This window comes from Borreliella sinica, assembly GCF_033969665.2.
Lineage (GTDB): Bacteria > Spirochaetota > Spirochaetia > Borreliales > Borreliaceae > Borreliella > Borreliella sinica.
Window position 1 is genome coordinate 13,546 of sequence record NZ_CP135182.1, and the last position, 18,490, is coordinate 32,035.

General features: G+C 24.9%; 13 protein-coding genes and 3 pseudogenes. 8 read left to right on the forward strand and 8 right to left on the reverse strand.

The annotated features are described in order from the left end of the window. Nucleotides 1–71: 71 nt before the first annotated feature. Nucleotides 72–424, reverse strand: a pseudogene (locus QIA41_RS04445) (hypothetical protein); the annotation flags it as partial. A 220-nt stretch (nt 425–644) separates the two neighbouring features. Here QIA41_RS04445 and QIA41_RS04450 point away from each other — a divergent pair. Next, nucleotides 645–941, forward strand: a complete 297-nt coding sequence (locus QIA41_RS04450) for a DUF5425 family lipoprotein (RefSeq protein WP_320292845.1) — start codon at nt 645–647, stop codon at nt 939–941. A gap of 1,102 nt (nt 942–2,043) precedes the next feature. Here the strand turns inward: QIA41_RS04450 and QIA41_RS04455 are convergent. The 3 genes from QIA41_RS04455 to QIA41_RS04465 form a co-directional block, all read right to left on the reverse strand. Further along, complete coding sequence (locus QIA41_RS04455; protein ID WP_320292847.1) at nt 2,044–3,150, reverse strand: plasmid maintenance protein; 1,107 nt, start codon at nt 3,148–3,150, stop codon at nt 2,044–2,046. A gap of 155 nt (nt 3,151–3,305) precedes the next feature. Next, nucleotides 3,306–3,632, reverse strand: coding sequence for a hypothetical protein (locus tag QIA41_RS04460; protein WP_320292848.1), 327 nt, complete (start codon nt 3,630–3,632; stop codon nt 3,306–3,308). A 103-nt stretch (nt 3,633–3,735) separates the two neighbouring features. After that, complete coding sequence (locus QIA41_RS04465; RefSeq protein WP_320292849.1) at nt 3,736–4,689, reverse strand: hypothetical protein; 954 nt, start codon at nt 4,687–4,689, stop codon at nt 3,736–3,738. Nucleotides 4,690–5,001: 312 nt separating this feature from the next. On the opposite strand from QIA41_RS04465, the pseudogene QIA41_RS04470 reads away from it, so the two are divergent. Then, nucleotides 5,002–5,049, forward strand: a pseudogene (locus QIA41_RS04470) (hypothetical protein); the annotation flags it as partial. 1,104 nt (nt 5,050–6,153) lie between these two features. Further along, nucleotides 6,154–6,732, forward strand: coding sequence for a hypothetical protein (locus tag QIA41_RS04475; protein ID WP_320292850.1), 579 nt, complete (start codon nt 6,154–6,156; stop codon nt 6,730–6,732). A 175-nt stretch (nt 6,733–6,907) separates the two neighbouring features. Here QIA41_RS04475 and QIA41_RS04480 read toward each other — a convergent pair whose 3' ends face one another. After that, nucleotides 6,908–7,591 carry a hypothetical protein gene (locus QIA41_RS04480; protein ID WP_320292851.1) on the reverse strand — a complete coding sequence of 228 codons (684 nt, stop codon included), beginning with the start codon at nt 7,589–7,591 and terminating at the stop codon, nt 6,908–6,910. A gap of 1,811 nt (nt 7,592–9,402) precedes the next feature. After that, nucleotides 9,403–10,065 (reverse strand): hypothetical protein, encoded by a 663-nt coding sequence (locus QIA41_RS04485; protein ID WP_320292852.1) that lies wholly within the window; start codon nt 10,063–10,065, stop codon nt 9,403–9,405. A gap of 758 nt (nt 10,066–10,823) precedes the next feature. Here QIA41_RS04485 and QIA41_RS04490 point away from each other — a divergent pair. The 3 genes from QIA41_RS04490 to QIA41_RS04500 all read left to right on the forward strand — a co-directional run bounded on the left by QIA41_RS04490 (nt 10,824) and on the right by QIA41_RS04500 (nt 12,126). Next, nucleotides 10,824–11,564, forward strand: coding sequence for a ParA family protein (locus QIA41_RS04490; protein WP_320292853.1), 741 nt, complete (start codon nt 10,824–10,826; stop codon nt 11,562–11,564). Beyond that, a complete protein-coding gene (locus QIA41_RS04495) occupies nt 11,555–11,827 on the forward strand; it encodes a hypothetical protein (RefSeq protein WP_320292854.1) in 273 nt (90 codons plus the stop codon). The genes QIA41_RS04490 and QIA41_RS04495 overlap by 10 nt, the downstream gene beginning before the upstream one ends. A 209-nt stretch (nt 11,828–12,036) precedes the next feature. Continuing rightward, nucleotides 12,037–12,126, forward strand: a complete 90-nt coding sequence (locus QIA41_RS04500) for a hypothetical protein (protein ID WP_320292855.1) — start codon at nt 12,037–12,039, stop codon at nt 12,124–12,126. 1,308 nt (nt 12,127–13,434) lie between these two features. Here the strand turns inward: QIA41_RS04500 and QIA41_RS04505 are convergent. Beyond that, complete coding sequence (locus QIA41_RS04505; protein WP_320292856.1) at nt 13,435–14,031, reverse strand: hypothetical protein; 597 nt, start codon at nt 14,029–14,031, stop codon at nt 13,435–13,437. A gap of 1,161 nt (nt 14,032–15,192) precedes the next feature. On the opposite strand from QIA41_RS04505, the gene QIA41_RS04510 reads away from it, so the two are divergent. Further along, nucleotides 15,193–16,170 (forward strand): P12 family lipoprotein, encoded by a 978-nt coding sequence (locus QIA41_RS04510; RefSeq protein ID WP_320292857.1) that lies wholly within the window; start codon nt 15,193–15,195, stop codon nt 16,168–16,170. An 889-nt stretch (nt 16,171–17,059) separates the two neighbouring features. On the opposite strand, the pseudogene QIA41_RS04515 reads toward QIA41_RS04510, so the two are convergent. Continuing rightward, nucleotides 17,060–17,532 (reverse strand): annotated as a pseudogene (locus tag QIA41_RS04515) (P13 family porin). 301 nt (nt 17,533–17,833) lie between these two features. Between QIA41_RS04515 and QIA41_RS04520 the strand changes: the two are divergent. Next, nucleotides 17,834–18,400, forward strand: coding sequence for a P52 family lipoprotein (locus tag QIA41_RS04520; RefSeq protein ID WP_320292859.1), 567 nt, complete (start codon nt 17,834–17,836; stop codon nt 18,398–18,400). Nucleotides 18,401–18,490 lie beyond the last annotated feature (90 nt).

Here is an 18,490-nt window from a genome sequence, read left to right on the forward strand (position 1 = left end):
ATAATTTTTTACTTATAATTTAAGTAAACTACTATCGGCTAAATCAAAGATTATGGAAATAGATTATTGTCTTATTCCATGATAGCTTTTTGGGTTCTGAAAGAACGGTCATCTACAAAACAGAGCACACACGCAAAATTTATCTCAAACACAGTCCCCTTGTAATAATAATTTTTAAGATTTAGAACTGCATTTATATCTCTAATTATAGACAGATATTGTAATTTTTGCAAAACTTACTTAATAAAAATCTATCTATAGCTTTATACAAAGAGACTCCATACTAATTCGATTTATATCATAGTTGCCTTATAAACCCATCCCATCCTAAATCATTAGTACCTTTCCTAAACATTCCTTTTTGCACACCTTTAATTGATAAGTTTTATATTACTGCGTTTTTATAATTAGCTACAAAGTAATAAGGTGTTTAAAAAGTGATTAATTTATAATATAATTTTTTTAGCTAAAGCACTGAAAAGCAAATATAAATTTGGATTGGTGTTGAACATAAATTAAAATTATCAACATAGATTCATAATAAAGCTTATTACCTAGATCTTGGAGAGCTATTTATTGTTAGCCAGTGCTTTGTAATTCTTGTAAAACAACTTTTGATTATTAAAGTAAAGGAGAATATATTTATGAGCAAAAAATTTGCTATTTCATTGCTATCTATAATGTCAACCTTATTTTTTTTGTTAGGTTGTGATTTACCAGGAGATATAGATCAAAGCAAAAAAGATGATATTTTTGATTTAGAACAGAAATATATGAATGATTCGGGGGATTACAAATGTTTAAGCAAACAAGAGTCTAGAACTAAAAATTCTCAAATTAAATTAGATGCAAACAATAATATAAATAATTCTTATTATTCTAGGGTGTCTAATTTTTCAAATTCCTATAATGAAACTCATTCATATTGCAATAAAAAATGATTTCTTTTGTCTAAAAGGCAAGAGAACGGTTCATTTATATTCCAATTTTAAAAGCTTTTAAGGTATAATCCGATTTTTATATGTCATAAATTTTCATTTTTTCTATTTTTTTCTGACTTCTATTTACTTTAAGTCTTTTAGAAACTTATTATTCAAAGCAACTTAAAGAATTTTTTATTTTGCTTTGAACTTTTTTTTATTAAATAATTATTTCTTTTCGACTACATCCTGTGTGTTTTTAATCTAGCGTTGATTACTTTTTTTAAAATTTTTTAGTCTTCCTAGAAATAGCATTTTTCAAATATTCTTTAATTAATCATAGCTTTTAATTTGATACTAATTTCATCAATATTGACTATCTTCTTGTTAAGCTGATCTATCAATTGAATTGGTTTACGACTTTCTGTTTTATTATATTTTAAATAGAATTCCATTAATTTCTTTCTAGTATTTTTAGTATTTGACTTTGGCTTATTTTAGCAATTTAGACTTTCTAATGTTTTATCATAAATTTCATAAAAACTTGGTTCTAATTTTTAGTGTTCGTTTTTGATTTTATTAACATCGTTAATTGGTTTATCAAATTCATTATTTATAGGTGTACTCTTTATACCGCTAATTTCTTTGCCTTATTTTTCTTCATCTGTATTTAGGAACTGGATCTTTTTTTTAGCCTCTATTCTGCTTTAAGTATAGTTTTAGGGATTTGAAGTTGCGTAATTCTTTATACTTGGGTTTTACATAAATAACTGTTATTAATTTATTTCTCTCTTTTTTTATATGTTTTTCATTGGATTTGATATCTTTTTGGATTTTATCTATAAAATTAGATTTTTTCTCATCTTTTTTTACAATCTTTTTTATTTTTTTAATTATTGGTTTATTAGGATTCTTTATATAATAAGAAAGTAAATTTAATATTATTATATATATATATATTGATAGAATATTTTTTTAATATTTCCTTAATTTGTAATATTAAAATATTAATGGCTATTAAAATTAAATAGATTTTTTTTTGAAAGAATATACTATGTGATTTTCTTTTATTTGTTTAAGAATCTTTAATTTTATATTTGATGAATTACTATTAATTTTTAGTTTAATTAATTTTAATTTTGTTTATTTTTTTAAGTCCTTTGTAATTTGAGAAAAATAGTCTTATTCCTTTTTTGTGAATGTCAGTATTTTTCTTTTCTTTTGCATATTCATTATTATAGTTCTCCTCTAAACTTCCTTTTGGAACCCTTCTTTTAAACCTTTTTTCCCAAATTTCTTTAAAGTCGTTGATTTTTTTTGTTCTTCCATTCATCATCCATATTTTTTTACTGTACTTGTTTTTAAACTCTTTTATAAAATGGTTTGAAATGTCTTCAATTTCATATTCTTTTTTATACTGTTCTATTGCTAAGTTTAAGTTTCTTAAAGCATTTATATAGGTTTTTTCATTATTGCTTATTTTTAATATTTTTGTTATTTGTGTTTTTTTTATTTTATGAACTTTCATAAGTTTACTTGTGATATATTCTTTATATGGTATTTTATTTGGGTTTTTATTGCTCTCATCTATAGAATTCTTTATCTTATATATATCTTTTATACCTTTAGGTATAACATCTGCAATTGATTCATCTGCAATTGAGCGTTTAGGTTTTATATTTTTTATATTTTTATTATTTAGATCATTGTCAATTTCTTTAGAAAAATCAGATACTATTTTTTTGTCTTTTAAGTATTCTTTTATTTCTTCATTAATTGCTTCTTGAATAACTGTAAAACGGTGTTTCCAAAGATTTTTATTTTGTATATAAAATGCAAAACTTCCATTATCTTTCCCCAAATGTTTTAATTTGGTTGTTATTAATAGTACTTTATTTAAGAATGATATATCATATTCTAAGGTTCTGATCGATATTTTTTTATTATCTTTTGCAAGACATTTGTTAACTATATTGTATATTTCTATTGTTGAATATGTTCTAAGTTTGTTGGATTTATAGTATTCTTTATTTTTAAGTTCAATTGCCCAGCATACCTTGAGTATCCTTTGGTATATGGATTTTTTTTTAGTTAAATATGACTTTAACCTTGATTGCTTCAATTTTATTGAATTGGTGTTTGTGTTTTTTTGGTTGTGTTTTATAAGTTCTTCTAATGTTAAAAGATTATTTAAATTATTATTGACATTATTTTTTATTTCTATTATCATTATATTATCCTGGCTTCTGAAGTGAAATTTGTTGTAGTTTCAGAAGCTTTTCCAATTATTTGGCTTGTACTCTAGATTTTAACCGTATTACAAGCAAAACAATTAGCTTTTTACCATATTCTATAACAATATTTTTAAAATGTCAACATGATGGATTATAAAACATGACCCATGTGCTTAGATGCAATTTGTATTTCATGTTTTGTAGATTTGCGGGTCATTATTTTTTTTGCTTGCTCAATTCTTAATTGGATTGTTTCTTTCATGCTATTTGTTATGGGCTTGGGTCTTCTGAAGTCCATTAAAAAATAGGTGCAAAAATCTTCTAAAAGGTAAGGACGGTTGTCTACATGTATTGCACATTTTAGAATTTTTGATTTTTTAGATATAGTATTTTTGCTAATTGAAAGATTATAAGAATCTTCTAATATATTTTGGAATTCTTTTAAAGAATAAAGTCTTACACCATTAATACTTAACATAAATACCTCATTGTTTTTATTTTATTATATATTGTGTGGTAGTTTCAAGGAGTTAGGTTATATATTGAATACTTTTGTCAGAGTGTTTATCAAATTTAAAGATTTACAATAAGGTTAGATTTTTTAGAAATGGATTTACATTTGGAACTTGGTTTAAATAATTTTTTTCAATTTCATCCTCTAATAAAGAGATGTCAATTCTTATACAACTATTTTCTTGTATAATATTGATGTCATTTAAGATAAAATCCAAGTTATTTGAGTTTAAATTTTCAGTCAAAAAATTTGTTTTTTTGAAGAGGATTAATCTTATCTTGCCTCCTAATCCGTTTTCATTTTCAATAAAAGATCTTAACGTTTTTAGGATTTTTTGTTTGTTGTTGATAGTTACTATTTGATTTGAATTTGTTAAAATTAGTTCTTCGTAGATTTTTGTGCTTAGATTTAGCAGTATTCTATTTGATGTTTTAATGTTTATATTTAAATTTTCATTAGTTTTTACATCTGCGTTATTGATAATTTTTATGTTTGAATAGCTGATTTTTGTAGAAGAAGGAAGCTCAATGGTTTTATTTATGCCCTTTAAGAGTAGATTAATCGTTTGTTTGTTTAATTTGTTTTCAAAAAGGTAAGTATTATTATTTTTTATTATAGGAATAAACATATTCTCTATATTTTCTTTTCTGTAAATAGAACCAAGTATTTTGAGTCCAATTAGGTAAATTTTATCTTTATTGCTGGCTTTTAAATCAATTGTATAAACTTTAACTACCATCATATCGTGAACTATTTTTAGTTTTTCTTCACTTACATAGTTAATATAAAATTCAAGTTTTCCTTTTAGAATGTTTATTGGTAATTTATAAAATTCATTTGACCTTAATTTTAAATTAATAATCCCCCCTTTAAATGTTTTTAGCTGTATATTCTCTTTTGAGTTTGTTTGAATAGTTTTTTCAAAATTAAGCTCAAATTTAAAAGCTATAGGGTTAATAATGAATATTTTTTTGTTTTTTACAAAGTAGGTACTAATAATTGACCTTGGGTCAGTATACACGATTTCTCCTATAGATGCACTTTAAAATTTGTATAAATTAGGATTAGCTACAATCTAATCTTTTAAATTGGTTTTTATTAGAACAACACCTAATAATAATAGTTTTTTAATTTTAGTTCAAGCTTGCAGATACTGTTTTTAGATTATTTATAAATTTAGAATTTTAAATATTATAAGTAAATTTTATTAATAATATACGCCAAGTATAAAATATTATAAAATAATGGAACACATAAATGCTAATAAGGTTTATAAGTATAGAATATATTCTAACATCAATCAAAAAAATATTTTTTAAGAGTATTTAGATGTGTAAGGGTTTTGTATAACAAAATGTTAAGAAAAGAAAAACTATTATGAAGAATATGGTGAAATTCTTAGCATTAAGTCCAAGTAAATATAAAAAGGAGAATTTTCTTCCTTAAAGAAAGTTGATGGTTTAGCTCTTTGTAATATCCAATTTGACTTAAATTCTGCGTATAGCGATTTTTAGAGAAATTAAAAAAAAAAGAAATAGGACATAATGATTTTATAAATATAAAAGCAGTAAAAATAGGCAAACTTTTAGAACCAGTAATGAAAAAAACTTAATAAAAATAGAAAATGATTAGATAAAGTTTCTCAAAATAGGATTTGTAAAGCTAGCTTTATATAAAACATTAATAGTAATGAAATTATTAAAAATGTAGCAGTAGAAAAGTCTATTGATAATAAATATTACATTTCAGTAGCAGCTGATTGTTTAGATGTCAAAAATATAATAATAATTATAAAGCTAGAGATAGTAAAAAAGAATTATTTGGTATTGACATTAACATGATGTACTTTTTAACAAGTAGTTAGGACTAAGAAAATCAATAATCTTAGATATTCGCTGAAAAATGGAAGTAAGCTTAAAAAATACCAAGAAAAACTATCAAAAAATGAAAAATTTCTGTTAGTAAAGTTAGGCCTAGATTAAGCTTTTTAAGCTATATAAGAGAATTTCAAATCAAAAAAAAGATTTTCCACATAAATTATCCCATCGCTTTGTAGCTAATTATAAGAACGTAGTTGCAGAGAGCGTATCAATTAAAGGTATACAAAGTATAATGTTTGGAAAGCATAAAGTTGATAGATATGTTTTTAATCAATCAAGTTATGTAGTAGTTGCGGTATTAAAAATAAAATTCTAAAATTAAGTTATACTTGGTGAATTTGCGGTAGGTATAATACTTTGCATGATAAGATATAAGTGTATCTTTAAGTATTCAGGATTATTATCATGAGGAAATAAAAACTGAGGCATGAGCTGCCTGAAATAAAGTTTGTGGACCATTCTCTAGTGGATGGTTCGGGGAGCCTCTTTCTTGTAGATCTAAAAAGCTATTATAGGATGAAACAGAAGCTATTTCTAAATCAAATATTATAGAAATAGCAGAGCAGTCCACAAATAAATATAGAATAAACTAAAGGGGGGTTTTAATGAATGCTAGATTTATTGTAAAAAATTTTGTTTTGATATTTTTTTTAATTTCTTGTCAGACTTATCAAATAGCTTATGATAGGTTTTCTCAAGTATTAGATTCACAATATGACATTGGGGTAAATTATTCTAGAGATGCAATATTTAGGTCTGTAATTTCTATTAAATATGATAAGTCAAAAAATAAAAGGGAATATTTTATTTTGGTTAAAGTTGAAACTAAAAATTCTGGTCAAATAAAGCTTGAAAAGATAATTACAGATACTAGATTTGAGTCTAAAGGGGAGTTGATTTCAGAGAATAGCGAGCGTGTTGTTTATTATAACGATTTTTACGATTCATATTTTCCTTATGATTATACAACAGTAATTACTGAAAAAAATATTAGGGTAGAAATTTATAAATTTAATATTTCCGAAAGCGAATTTATGAGATTTGTTTCTTTGGGTAATGACAATATTGCAGCATTTAGAATTTATGCGTTTAGGAATGATGTTATTGTAAGTTTTAATAAGATTCCTTTTAATAAGTTTTTGGATGATTTTAATTTGAAGGTTAAAGAACTTGGTTTGAGTTAACTTTAGTTTGAATAATCTTAAATCCAGGTTAAATGATTATTTGTTAGTAAAGGTATAAATTAAGAGCATTTAGTATAAGCAGGCTCTTTTGATGTTAATTTATTACATACAGACTGTAAACTGTTATTTTTAAATCGAAGATTAAATAAATAGGTAGCTTGCATCATCTATTTTGTTAATCTTTTGAAAGATTAATGAATTCTAGTATAGCTTTTTCATTTCTCAACAAGAAGAGTCCTTCTCTTATTCCATTATGGAACTCTTCAAAGGAAATTAAAATTGTTTTTAAATTTTTATCTTTATTGTCTATATCATCGTAGTAAAAGATAAAGTAAGGCCTCCCAGTAGCATCTTTAAAGCCAAGAAAATTTACAAATATTGCTGTTTCTTGAGAATCCGATTCTAAATTATATGAAATACCATTTTTGTATAAAAAAATTCCATTGCCTTCAAGATTTTTAATTTCTGAATTATTAATTGTATTTTTGATTTTAGTAAAACTTTCAATTGCTTTTAAAATATATTTTATTGATGAAAATTTGGCATAGTATATGCGATTATTAATTTGAAATTCTAAAAATATTCCACATTCATTTCCAGCTCTAATTACATCTTGCTCATTTTTAATAGAATTTGCAATTTTTTTGTCAATAACAAGGTTGATTTTGAATGTGGAAACATGATTTAGTGTTTTAACATTGTCAATTGCTAAATTTTCCGTTAGATAGACTTTATAATTTATAAATATTCCTTTTATATTTTTAATATTAGCTTGTTTGAATTCATAGTTTGTGTTCTTAGAATATATTGATAAATTTTGAATCAAAAACACTAAGAATATTAAAATTCTGCTTTTCATTATATAACTTATTATATGATAGCAGTCTTAAATAATTTTAGTAAACCGTTTTTATAAAAATTTTAGCTGTTTAAGTAGTCTTCGTAGATTTTTCAGAGAAAATCTCTTTTGAGATTCTTAAGATGTTTAGGTCAGATATTAAAGTTATTAGCCTGAATGAATTAAAAGATTTATATATTTCTTAGAGTAGAGCTTTATGTCGAACAGTTTAATTGATTTTTTATTTTCTTTATATAAAAAGAAAACCCCTTAAAATAAGAGGTTCATTTAAAAGAATGTATGGTATGAAGTAAATATTGATAATAAATTCTTTTAATTTTAAAAAAGGAGAATATTTAATACTCAATTATTAGTTCAATAATTAAGTATTCCCACATTTTTTGAGAATTTTTTTATTAAAAAATAATAAAGAATTCTTCACCTAAATTTTCATAGAAATTTTAAGTGAAGATGAATTTGTTAATTAATGGATTTATTTTGACTTTGAATATATTTTAATGATATCAATGTGATTCCTTTAGTAGAAATAAGACAATAACTTTATGACCAAAAATAAAATTTCTAGGAATACTTATCTAAATAAGTAGAATATTTTTTTACTATAATTTTTTAATGTTCTGCTTTTAGATTATCTCTAAATTTATAGGGTTGAATATTAGAAGGAAATTCTAGTAATAAATGAATATAATCTTTATTATGGTTGAATTCATAAAATATTATAAAATAATAGAACATATGAGCGCTAATAAAGTTTATAAGTACAGGATATGTCCTAATGCCAATCAAAAAAGAGAGGAATATTTTTCAAAAGTATAGGGAATAGGATATAAGGATTTTTTAAGCATAAGAGCAAGAAAAATAAGTAAACTTTTATAACTAATAATCAAAAAAACTCAATAAGAATAGAAAATTATTATATAAAGTTCTCCAAAATAATACTTGTAAAGTTAGTTCTATATAAAACATTAAGAGCAATAAAATTATCAAAAATGCAGTACTAGAAAAAGATACTGATGGTGGATATTGCATTTCAATAGCAGCTTGGTGTTTAGATGTTAAAAATAACAATAAAACCAAAGAGAATAAAAAAAGGGGTATTTGTTATTGAGGTGGTCATGATAAATTTTTGTTGTGTAGTGAATGTGATAAAATCAATTAATCTAGATTAAGAGCCACTAAGTTACATAAGAAAATTTCAAATCGAAAAAAGATTTATATATTAATTATCTTATTACTTTGTAGCTAGTTGTAATAACACGGCAATATAAAGCTTGTCAAAGGGTATTTAAAAAGGAATGTTCGGGAAAAGTCTCCTCATGGCTTGATGGCATGAGCTTGTAAGGCAATTATCATATAAATTAAGTGGATATGGACCCCTTTTTTTGATAGAGATATAAATAAGTCTCTAAATTTTAAGTGAAGTAAAACTTGTGGATCATACAAACTGTTATTTCTAAATAAAAATTATAGAAATTCTTTTGCGCATCTTCTTATGATAATTTTCTAGATTCTTTTCTAAGAGCAGTCATCCAATAAAATATGCGCTTAATAGGAATTAAATTTTTATTTAATTTATTCTTTTCCGATTTTCATTTTGTCTATTTGCTATAAAATTATCATTTTAGATACTAAATGTTTGTCATTAAAAAAGAAGTCCCTACCCCTAATCTTATTTGGAGAGGATTAATAGGGGTGTTGGGGACCGTCGGTAGATAGTTTTCTACCTTATGTATATATAATATTTTATTTTTTTAATTTTGTAAATATTATTTAATAATGATAAATAATATTTAGACTTTTTGGGTAAGATATTAAATATTGGTTTTTTTCCTAAGATTTCTTTTTGATTTTTCAGTTATGCTTTTTGTTTTAGCACGCTGATTTTGTGATTGCTCGTTAATTTTATTGATGGCTTTTAAAAGTTTTATTTGCCCTTTATTAAGGGTTTTTTCTTCATGTTTAAGATTTAAAGGTTTTAATTTTTGATTCATTGTTTGGATCTCTTTAATTTCTGCTTCAGTAGGTTCATAATCTATCCATTTTTTATCTATCCAGCCTTTTTCCCATTCATAGTAGCTTTCATTGAAATTGGTTTTGTTTTGCTCGTCGAAGTGTCTTGCTAGTGCAGCAATTATTTTTGTGCCATATTTAAGCATTTTTTCTGTTTCCGTTTTTATAATAAATGTGTCATAATCGTAATTTTCTCCAGTTTGCATATTAACAATGTCAACTATAAGTTTAAAAGTATTTACGCAATTCGTTGCAATATTTGTTGAGGAAGAATTAGGATCACTAAGGGCTTTAATGTTGAGTTCGTATTTTTTCTTTAAACTTATGGGAATTTTAAAAAAGTCTATTATAAATCCATTTATTTTTGCTCGATAATTAGCTTCATATTGGGAATTTCCAAAAAAAGTTCCTTTTATGCCCCCAATTACATATTCATTATAGTTGCTTGTTATTTCTTTTTGCATTTTTATCCTTTAAAATATATTGTAATAATTGATATATTACAATATTGTATGATGTATTAATTGATATTATATATCAATTAATACACATTACAAATAAAAAAATATTTGTAATTTTGTTTTTTTTCTAAATTGTTGTAGATTTTAACTTATCTTTAACCTTTAACCATTTATAAAAAGTCCTTAAGAGAGAAATTTCTTAGGACTTTTTATTGATTTATTAAATCAATAAAAAATAGATTTATTTTGGTCTCGAATTTATTTTCAACGATCTCAATAGATACTCTTTTCGTAGAGATAAGGCAATAGGCTTTAGACCAAAAATAAGTTTTCTGGCGATAATTATCCAAAATAAGTAAAATGTTTTTTATTATAAGCCCCCAATATACTGTTTTTAGATTATTTATAAATTTAGAAGGTTAAATATTGGGATTAAATTGTAGTAATAAATGAATATTATCTTATCATGATTGAATGCATTAGAGAGTTCTTCCCCATAAAGAACACGCAATAAGTATTCTTTTGCAAAAAGAGAGAGAGTAAAAGCCTATTGTTTGGGTATTTATGCTTAGATTTAGTATCTAATATTAAACAATAATTAATATATGATATAAAATAATTAATATATGATATAAAATAATTAATATATGATATAAAATAATTAATATATGATATAAAATAATTAATATATGATATAAAATAATTAATATATGATATAAAATAATTAATATATGATATAAAATAATTAAAAGGAAATTTGCATGAAAAAAATAGCATTTCATATTCAAAAAGGTGGTGTTGGTAAAACTACCTTAAGTGGGAATATCGCAAGCTATTTATCCAAAACAAAAAAAGTTATATTGGTTGATTGTGATATACAGCAAGGAAGTTCTTCTACATGGTTTCTTAATCATGAGATCCTTAAACTAGATATTAAAGATACTCTTTTGAAGAGGGTGGATATAGATCAAGCATTGAAACAAATACAAAAAAATTTTTATATTTTGCCATGTGTACCGAGCGGAACTTTTAGAAGAGATGTGCAGCATAAATTGCAGGATTTTCCATACTTGATAGATGATTTTTGTTTAGAATTAGAAAAATTGGGATTTGAATTTGCAATTTTTGATTTATCTCCCAGTTTTGAACTTTGGGAGAGAAGAATCATTCTTTCAATGTGCGAAGTTATTACCCCATTGACTCCAGAATTTTTAAGTCTTGAAGGAATTAATATTTTTAAGGAAGAGTTCGATTCTTTGTTAAGATCTTATAGGAAAAAGGTTAAACATGAGAAGATTATTTGCAATATGCTTAATAAAAGTTTTAAAAGACATAATTTACACCTAGAGCAGTTTAAAACCTTTGGATATGATCTTTATGAGATTGGACAAGATGCTAAAATGGCGGAATCTCAGCTATATAAAAAGTCGATTTTTGATTATTATCCTGAGAGTAAGTCTATATTGGAACTTTCAAGATTGGGGGAGGCTTTATGCCTATAAGTAAAGAGGCTAATTTAGAAGAAATTATTAAACAAAATGTTAGTAAATCTAAATTTGCTTTTCGTGCTGATAATGATGTTATTGGTAATAACATCTCAAATGTTAATCCTGGTAGATCTAAGATGACGATCAAACAAATAAGTGTGGGATTAAAAGATAAATATTGGATTGAATTTTATTCTATTTTAGATAAAAAAGGATTAACAGCTTCTGGTTTTATAAGAACTTTAATTATGGAATATATAGAATCTTCTAAGAAATAAGAATTTCTTAGCAAAGAATTATAAATAGTATTCCACCTATAATTTCATAGAAATTTAGGTGGAGATGAATTTGTAAGGTATATTAAATATAATTTAATTTTTTTAAAAATAGCAAATATTTATAGAGCTTATAAGTACATAATATGTCTTAACACTATTTGAGAATTTGAGAAAAATATTTTTCAAAAGTATTTAGATGTGTAAGATTTTTGTGTAATAAAATGCTAAGTGATAAAATAGACTATTATAAAAAAATAAACAAATTCTTGTTATTAATCCAAGTAAATATAAAAAAATGATAGTTTAGCTATTTGCAATTTTCAACTTGACCTAAGTTCTGTCCATAATATTTTTTTAGAGAAATTAAAAGAGGGAATAGAACATAAGGATTTCCTAAATATAAGAGCAAGAAAAATATACAAATTCAAAACTAATAATCAAAAAAATCTAATAAGAATATAAAATGATTATATAAAGCTCTCCTAAATAGGATTTGTAAAGCTAGCTCTATATAGGGATATTAAGAATAATGAATTATTGAAGTAGCAGGAAAAGATGCTGATAATAAATATTATATTTAATTGGTAGTTAATTTCTTGTATATTGAAAATAACAATAAAACTAAAGAGAACGAAAAAAGGTATTTGTTATAGAGGCTAGCAGTAAGAATTTTTTAGTACGTAGTGAATGTGATGAAATCAATTCATTTAGATTAATTGATTTTAAGCTAGATAATAAAATTCCAATCAAAAGAAAAGCCTTGTTATATAAATTATATGATTATTTTGTCCCTAATTATAGAAACATAATAATAAAACCCCTATCAATTAAATATATGTAAAATGGAATGTTTTGAGAAGGTGTTAATGATTTTTTTTTGGGGGGGGGATTGCATGATTAATTTGCAAGACAATCGTCGTGTGGGTCCAGATTGATATGGAGGCTTCTTTTCTATGTATAAAGTAGGATAGATATTTCCCATCAAGGAAGCTATGTAGCAATTGTAGTATAAAAAGTACGATTCTAAAATTAAGTGATGCTGGGGAGGGACTTGCAGTAGTTGTAATATTTTGCATGATAGAGATATAAATCCAGTACCATATCTAAAGGATTATTATAAGGAAATGAAAAGCAGGTAAGACAGAAACTGCCCAAAAGTAAAGCTTTTTCTTAGACTACGATCTAGTGGATAACCGCTATTTAATTTATGTGTAAGGTTTATTTGGCTTAATTACAATTAATGAAACAATTTAAATTATTGCGTTAATTGTAATTAAAGTTAGTAATATTATTATAAATATATAAAATTTATTGTTAATATTATTAATAATAAATAGATAAAAAATTAATTTTAACATTTCTATTAATAAGAAAAAAATATTAAAGCATCTTTTGCAAAATCCGATTAATCTTGTAAAAGATGCTTTAATTTGCATATGGAAATACATTATACACATAGTTAAGCATGAGTATACTATTATTGCTGTCATAAAAATTTTGATTCTCCCTTAATTTTTGATAAATTTCAGTCTATCTCAATTTTGAAAAATTTCATTCCTGTTTGCCGATAATTTTGTGTATTATTTCAAGCATTTAATTTGTTTTGGCTATGTTATTTTTTTGAAAAGTTTCCATCCAAATAATCCCCCCGTTCCCCCTTTTTTATTTTTTTTGTTTAGCTTATCATGCTTAATAGGCATTCTTTTTTCTCTAGGCTTTGCATTAAAAATAATGAGTATATTATCTATGTAATCCTTATTCAATGTTTTAAATAAACCATATTTATCTAGATCTAAGACATAGTCAGGATTTGTTTTTTTTAAAATTTTAAAATAATAGGACTTGCTAGGCAATATTATTGGATTTTTATATATTTTTATTGCAAACTCCTCAAATGTTATAGCATTTTTAACTAATTCTAATAAGTTATATTTGGGGAAATATTCGTTGGGATTGTAGCTTTTTAGAAAGCTTTGTGTTGTAAAATATTTTAAAACTTCTTCTTTGGGATATAAATTAATACTTTTTTTACCATATTTTTTAAAAGCTTTTATGTTTTGTGATGGTTTATAGGGAGTGATTTTCCCCTGTTTTTCTAATCTAAGCAGTTTGATATAAATAGTATTTTTTTTCGTGCTTTTATTTTGCATGATTTGTATTTCTTTTAAAGTAAAATATTCTTGATTTTTATCATCAATAAACATTGTTAAATCCTTCTATCCTTCTATAATTGTATGTACTTTAGTGCATGATAGGGGCAAAATCACTATATTTGTAAATACAGAGTTCTTGACGCATTACAACAAGAGCCTAGATAGACACCATACAGTTAATTTCATATTTTATAAAATCTATGCCCGTTCTAGCTTTTTAAGCTTCATTCCTTTGTTGAACTATAGAATTCAAAGTAAAGTTTTTCATCTCTTTAGAACTGACTTCTTTAAGAACCATTGGTTTTCATGAATATAATTAATTATAATAAATAAATAAATAAATAAAGCTTTTAATGTAAAAGTTACACTTTTGACTTGATAATTGAGTGTATTTGAACATGGAGTCTTTAGTAATATGAAAAAGACTTGATGAATTGAAAAATAATTATTTTAAGATATGGGATAGTATTGGCTAGAATTCTTTATTACTGTTTTGAACATATCGTTTTACAGTTATTCAAGAATTAATTAATGAAATAATTAAAGAATATTTAAAAGGCAAAAAAGTAGTATCTTATTTTTTTCTAAAGAAATTAGCAGTCCTATAAACAAGAATAGTATATAAAATACAAAAACTTAATGCCTTAATTACAGATGTTATACCTAAAGGTATAAAAGAGATATATATATAAGATAAAGAATTCTATAATATAAAAAAATAAAAACCAAAATAAACTATTCTGTAAAGAATATATTGCAAATAAACTAGTAAAAGTCCATAAAATAAAAAGTTCCAGATAACAAAAATACTAGAAATAAGCAATAACTAAGAAACTTACATAAATGCATTTGCATTAAGGAACTTAAAATTAGTAATAGAAATATAAATAAGGATATAAAATTGAGGATGTTTCAAGTCATTTTATAAAAGAATTTAAAAGCAAATGCAGTAAAAAAATATGGATGATGAATGGAAAAACTAATAAAAATATAATTGTTTTAAGCATCAAAATGAAAATTAATGTCAAATAAATAGATTAACTACCAATCAAAAGTAAAAATTTGTTAATTAATCTTTTGAGAAAATGCGCAATAAAAAATTTTTTTATATTAAAAAAATGTGTTTAGTATTCTATAGATTTTATGGAATTTAGCTATATAATTACTTAATTAATGGCTGTGAATCTATAAACATTCCAGCAGGAGAGGGATATGAAAAAAAATATTTTGGCAACATGTATGTTAATGTTAATAAATTTGCTGTCATGTCGCATAAACGATCCTAATGAATCAATAGGCCAAGCACAAAAAGCCCTTGTGGGAAAAGGCAAACTTCTAGGATTTATGGAGAAAGCTCAAGAAGATGTAAAATTTTTTGGAAAAAGTATAAATATAAAAGAAAAAGAAAACCAATTAACGGAGGCTGTTTCTGAAGAATCTGTTATTTCTGTGAAGCCCATTAACATAGAGAGTTTAATGGTTTTAAATTCGCCGAATTATCCTCAAGAAGAAATAATAATAAAAGAAGAAGATTTGGTTCCAAGCACTAATGAAGAGAAGGGGGCAGAGAAAGTAATTAACGATATAAAGAACATACTTGAAGATAGTAAATTTGATGAACTAGTTAACGATGGAATTAAGCTTGAAAATAAATATGGGGAATTAGAATCTAATTTTTATAAAGTTTATGGTGAGCTTAAGAATGAAATAGGACCCAGTTTTTATGATTTTTATAGCGAAAGATCATCAAAATTTTTTGAAAGAATTAAAGCAAATCCAGTAATTAAGAATAAACTAAAGGAGTATTATTATCCGAAAGAGAATAGGAATAAAAGAAATAAAATAAATCAATTAATCAATCAGTTAAATAGTAAGAGAACTGATCTTGAAGAGCTTAGAAGTAAATTAGATATTGGACTTGGCGAGAGAACATCAGCAAAATACTTTTTTGAGCAAGCCCAAGAAACCTTAAAAAAATCTATTACTGAGAGGTTGAAAAACAAAAATATAAGTTCTAGATCTAGAAGAAAAAGAGACGGTGATTTAGTAGCTATAGCTAGACAAGCGCAAAGAGAAGTAGATAACGCTTTAAAGCAATTAGAGGATTCTTCTTCTAAAATAGATGAAGTAATGGAAAGAATGAAAGAGATAGAGAAACTAGTTCAAGAAGCAAGAGTTGCTTTAAAGTAAATTTTGAAGGATGGAAAGTAAATGTATCTACATTTGTATGTTTATTAAGATTGAATACATAAAAACATTACTTTCCTATCTAAAATGCGTTGTTAATTTTATTTCTGAGGTTAGAATTTAACATGCATTGGCTTTTTATCAATTTACATTTTAAAATTTTGAAGTGTAATATTCCATAAAGGGCGTTTTTTTTAAAGTATCTTATTTTGTTTGTAATTTGCTTTTTACTTTTTTGTAAATTAGAAAATAAGGTAGATGATGGTTTTAAAGAAAGTTCTAAACAAATTATCAAGTCATAGCGATTGATAACCCTATCAATGAAAATATGGTAGCAAAAATTGAGCATGAAAAATGTGCATATGAAGAAATAGATAAGGTTGAAGAAAAGTCTAATATACAAAAAGAAAAGAATAATAATACTCCAAAAGAAATAAAATAAAAAGAAAGAATAGAAGAAAAAGAAATATATAGTTTTGAAGTTAATGCAAAATATCATAAAATTTATTATGATCAAGAGTCTCCAGATTCTCATGTAGAAGACGAACTTGCCTATAATACTTTCCAGCTTTTGCAAGATAAAAATAATAAAAAAATACAGGCGAGATTTTTGTGTATATTAAAAAAGATGAAGATATTCCCTTTTATAAAAATAGCGTTGGAGTTAAAAGAAGCGATGGTTTGCTAAGGAAGAACTTATATTTGTTCATCTATAAATAACTATTTTCTTTATATTGATTTAGATAAAAATGGAAATTTTGTAGGCTCTGTTATGTCTCATGTAAAAGTATATAGTTGTATATAGTTATATAGACAATTTGATAAGAAAAAAATATGAGTATACAAAAGCCCAATATTTGACCGTGTATATCTTTATTGTGTTTTGGTATATTTAAAATATTATATCAAAATTTGGTTCAAAACCTGCAAGATCAATACCAAGTCTTTTTCTAAGATTTGCGTTGTATTTATTTGCAAATGTAAATGGAATAATAAGCCCGGTTATGTAGGATCCTAAAATCGTGAGGCCCCTGTTACTACTAGTGTTGATCCGACTATGGATCTCCTTCCTGGCGGCACGTTGGCGGTACTTTCGAAAATATATCCAGCCAATACAAATATTCCTCCCCCCAATACTTGAGTTCCAAGAACTGCGCTACCACCAATGTAATCTCCTTGGACAAAGGATCCTATCCCTAAAGTCAAAAAGAAATTCAAAAGGAATGGCGCAAGCACGGTGGCTTTTTCACTTTCATATTTCAAAGTAGTTGCAATATCCCCTACACCTTTTCCAACTGCATCTTCCGACGCAAAGGTTTGAATTGTCAAACCAAAAATTAATAGTAATATGAAAATTTTTTTCATATTAATCCCTCCTAATAGTTAAGTTTTGATAATATAATATTAGTCCAATTTCTGGAGGTTTTTATGAATTTTGTTCGAGAATTTCTAAATGAAGGTTTTTGAAAGTGAACTGCTATTTCTAAATCAAAGATTATAGGGATAGTAGTTCACTTATTCTTGGGAAAAGATAAAATTGGTATATGTTTTTTAATTTAAAGAAATCTATCTTAGCATAACTTTTAAAAGTTTTTCTAAAAATAGTATTTGGACAAACTTATATATTTTTAGATTGTTTTAGCAGTAAGGTGGAGAAGGAGTATATATGAGGATTTTGGTTGGTGTTTGCATAATAACATTAGCTTTATTGGGTTGTTATTTGCCTGATAAGCAGGAACAAGCTGTTCAAACTTTTTTTGAGAATTTGGAAATGGAAAGTTACGATAAAGGTCCTGATAAGATTATTACTGAAGGTATATTTTCTAATTTAAGATTATATGTGGCTGAACATAGTTTGTTAGTCGATATAAAAAAGACTATAATCAGTTTAAAGGATCCTAATTATCGTGATGTACCCCCAGTGATTGACTATAATGAGGAGTATTTTAATAAATTCTTTTTAGATTTAGGTTCTGCGCGATCTAAAGAATTGATTAAGTTGTTTGGTAGGATAAGAAATGAGCAGAATAATAAATTTAAACACGAAGTTCATTGGCTTTATTCATGTATAAGGGATTTATATTCTCCAGATATTAAGTATTCTGGTGAAGTAGAAGGTGAAGTAAAATATGAATATTGGTATGGTGAGAGGGAATTTTTTATACCTAGGCCTACTATTGACGAACAATATTTTAAGGTAAAGAAAGCAATAGAACAGTCTATTTTAAGGTGATTTTCGACTATTAATGGGGCCAGTTTCAGAATTAAGATATTTAATATCTTAATTCTGAAGGTTAGCTTTTATACTAAAAAAATATAATAT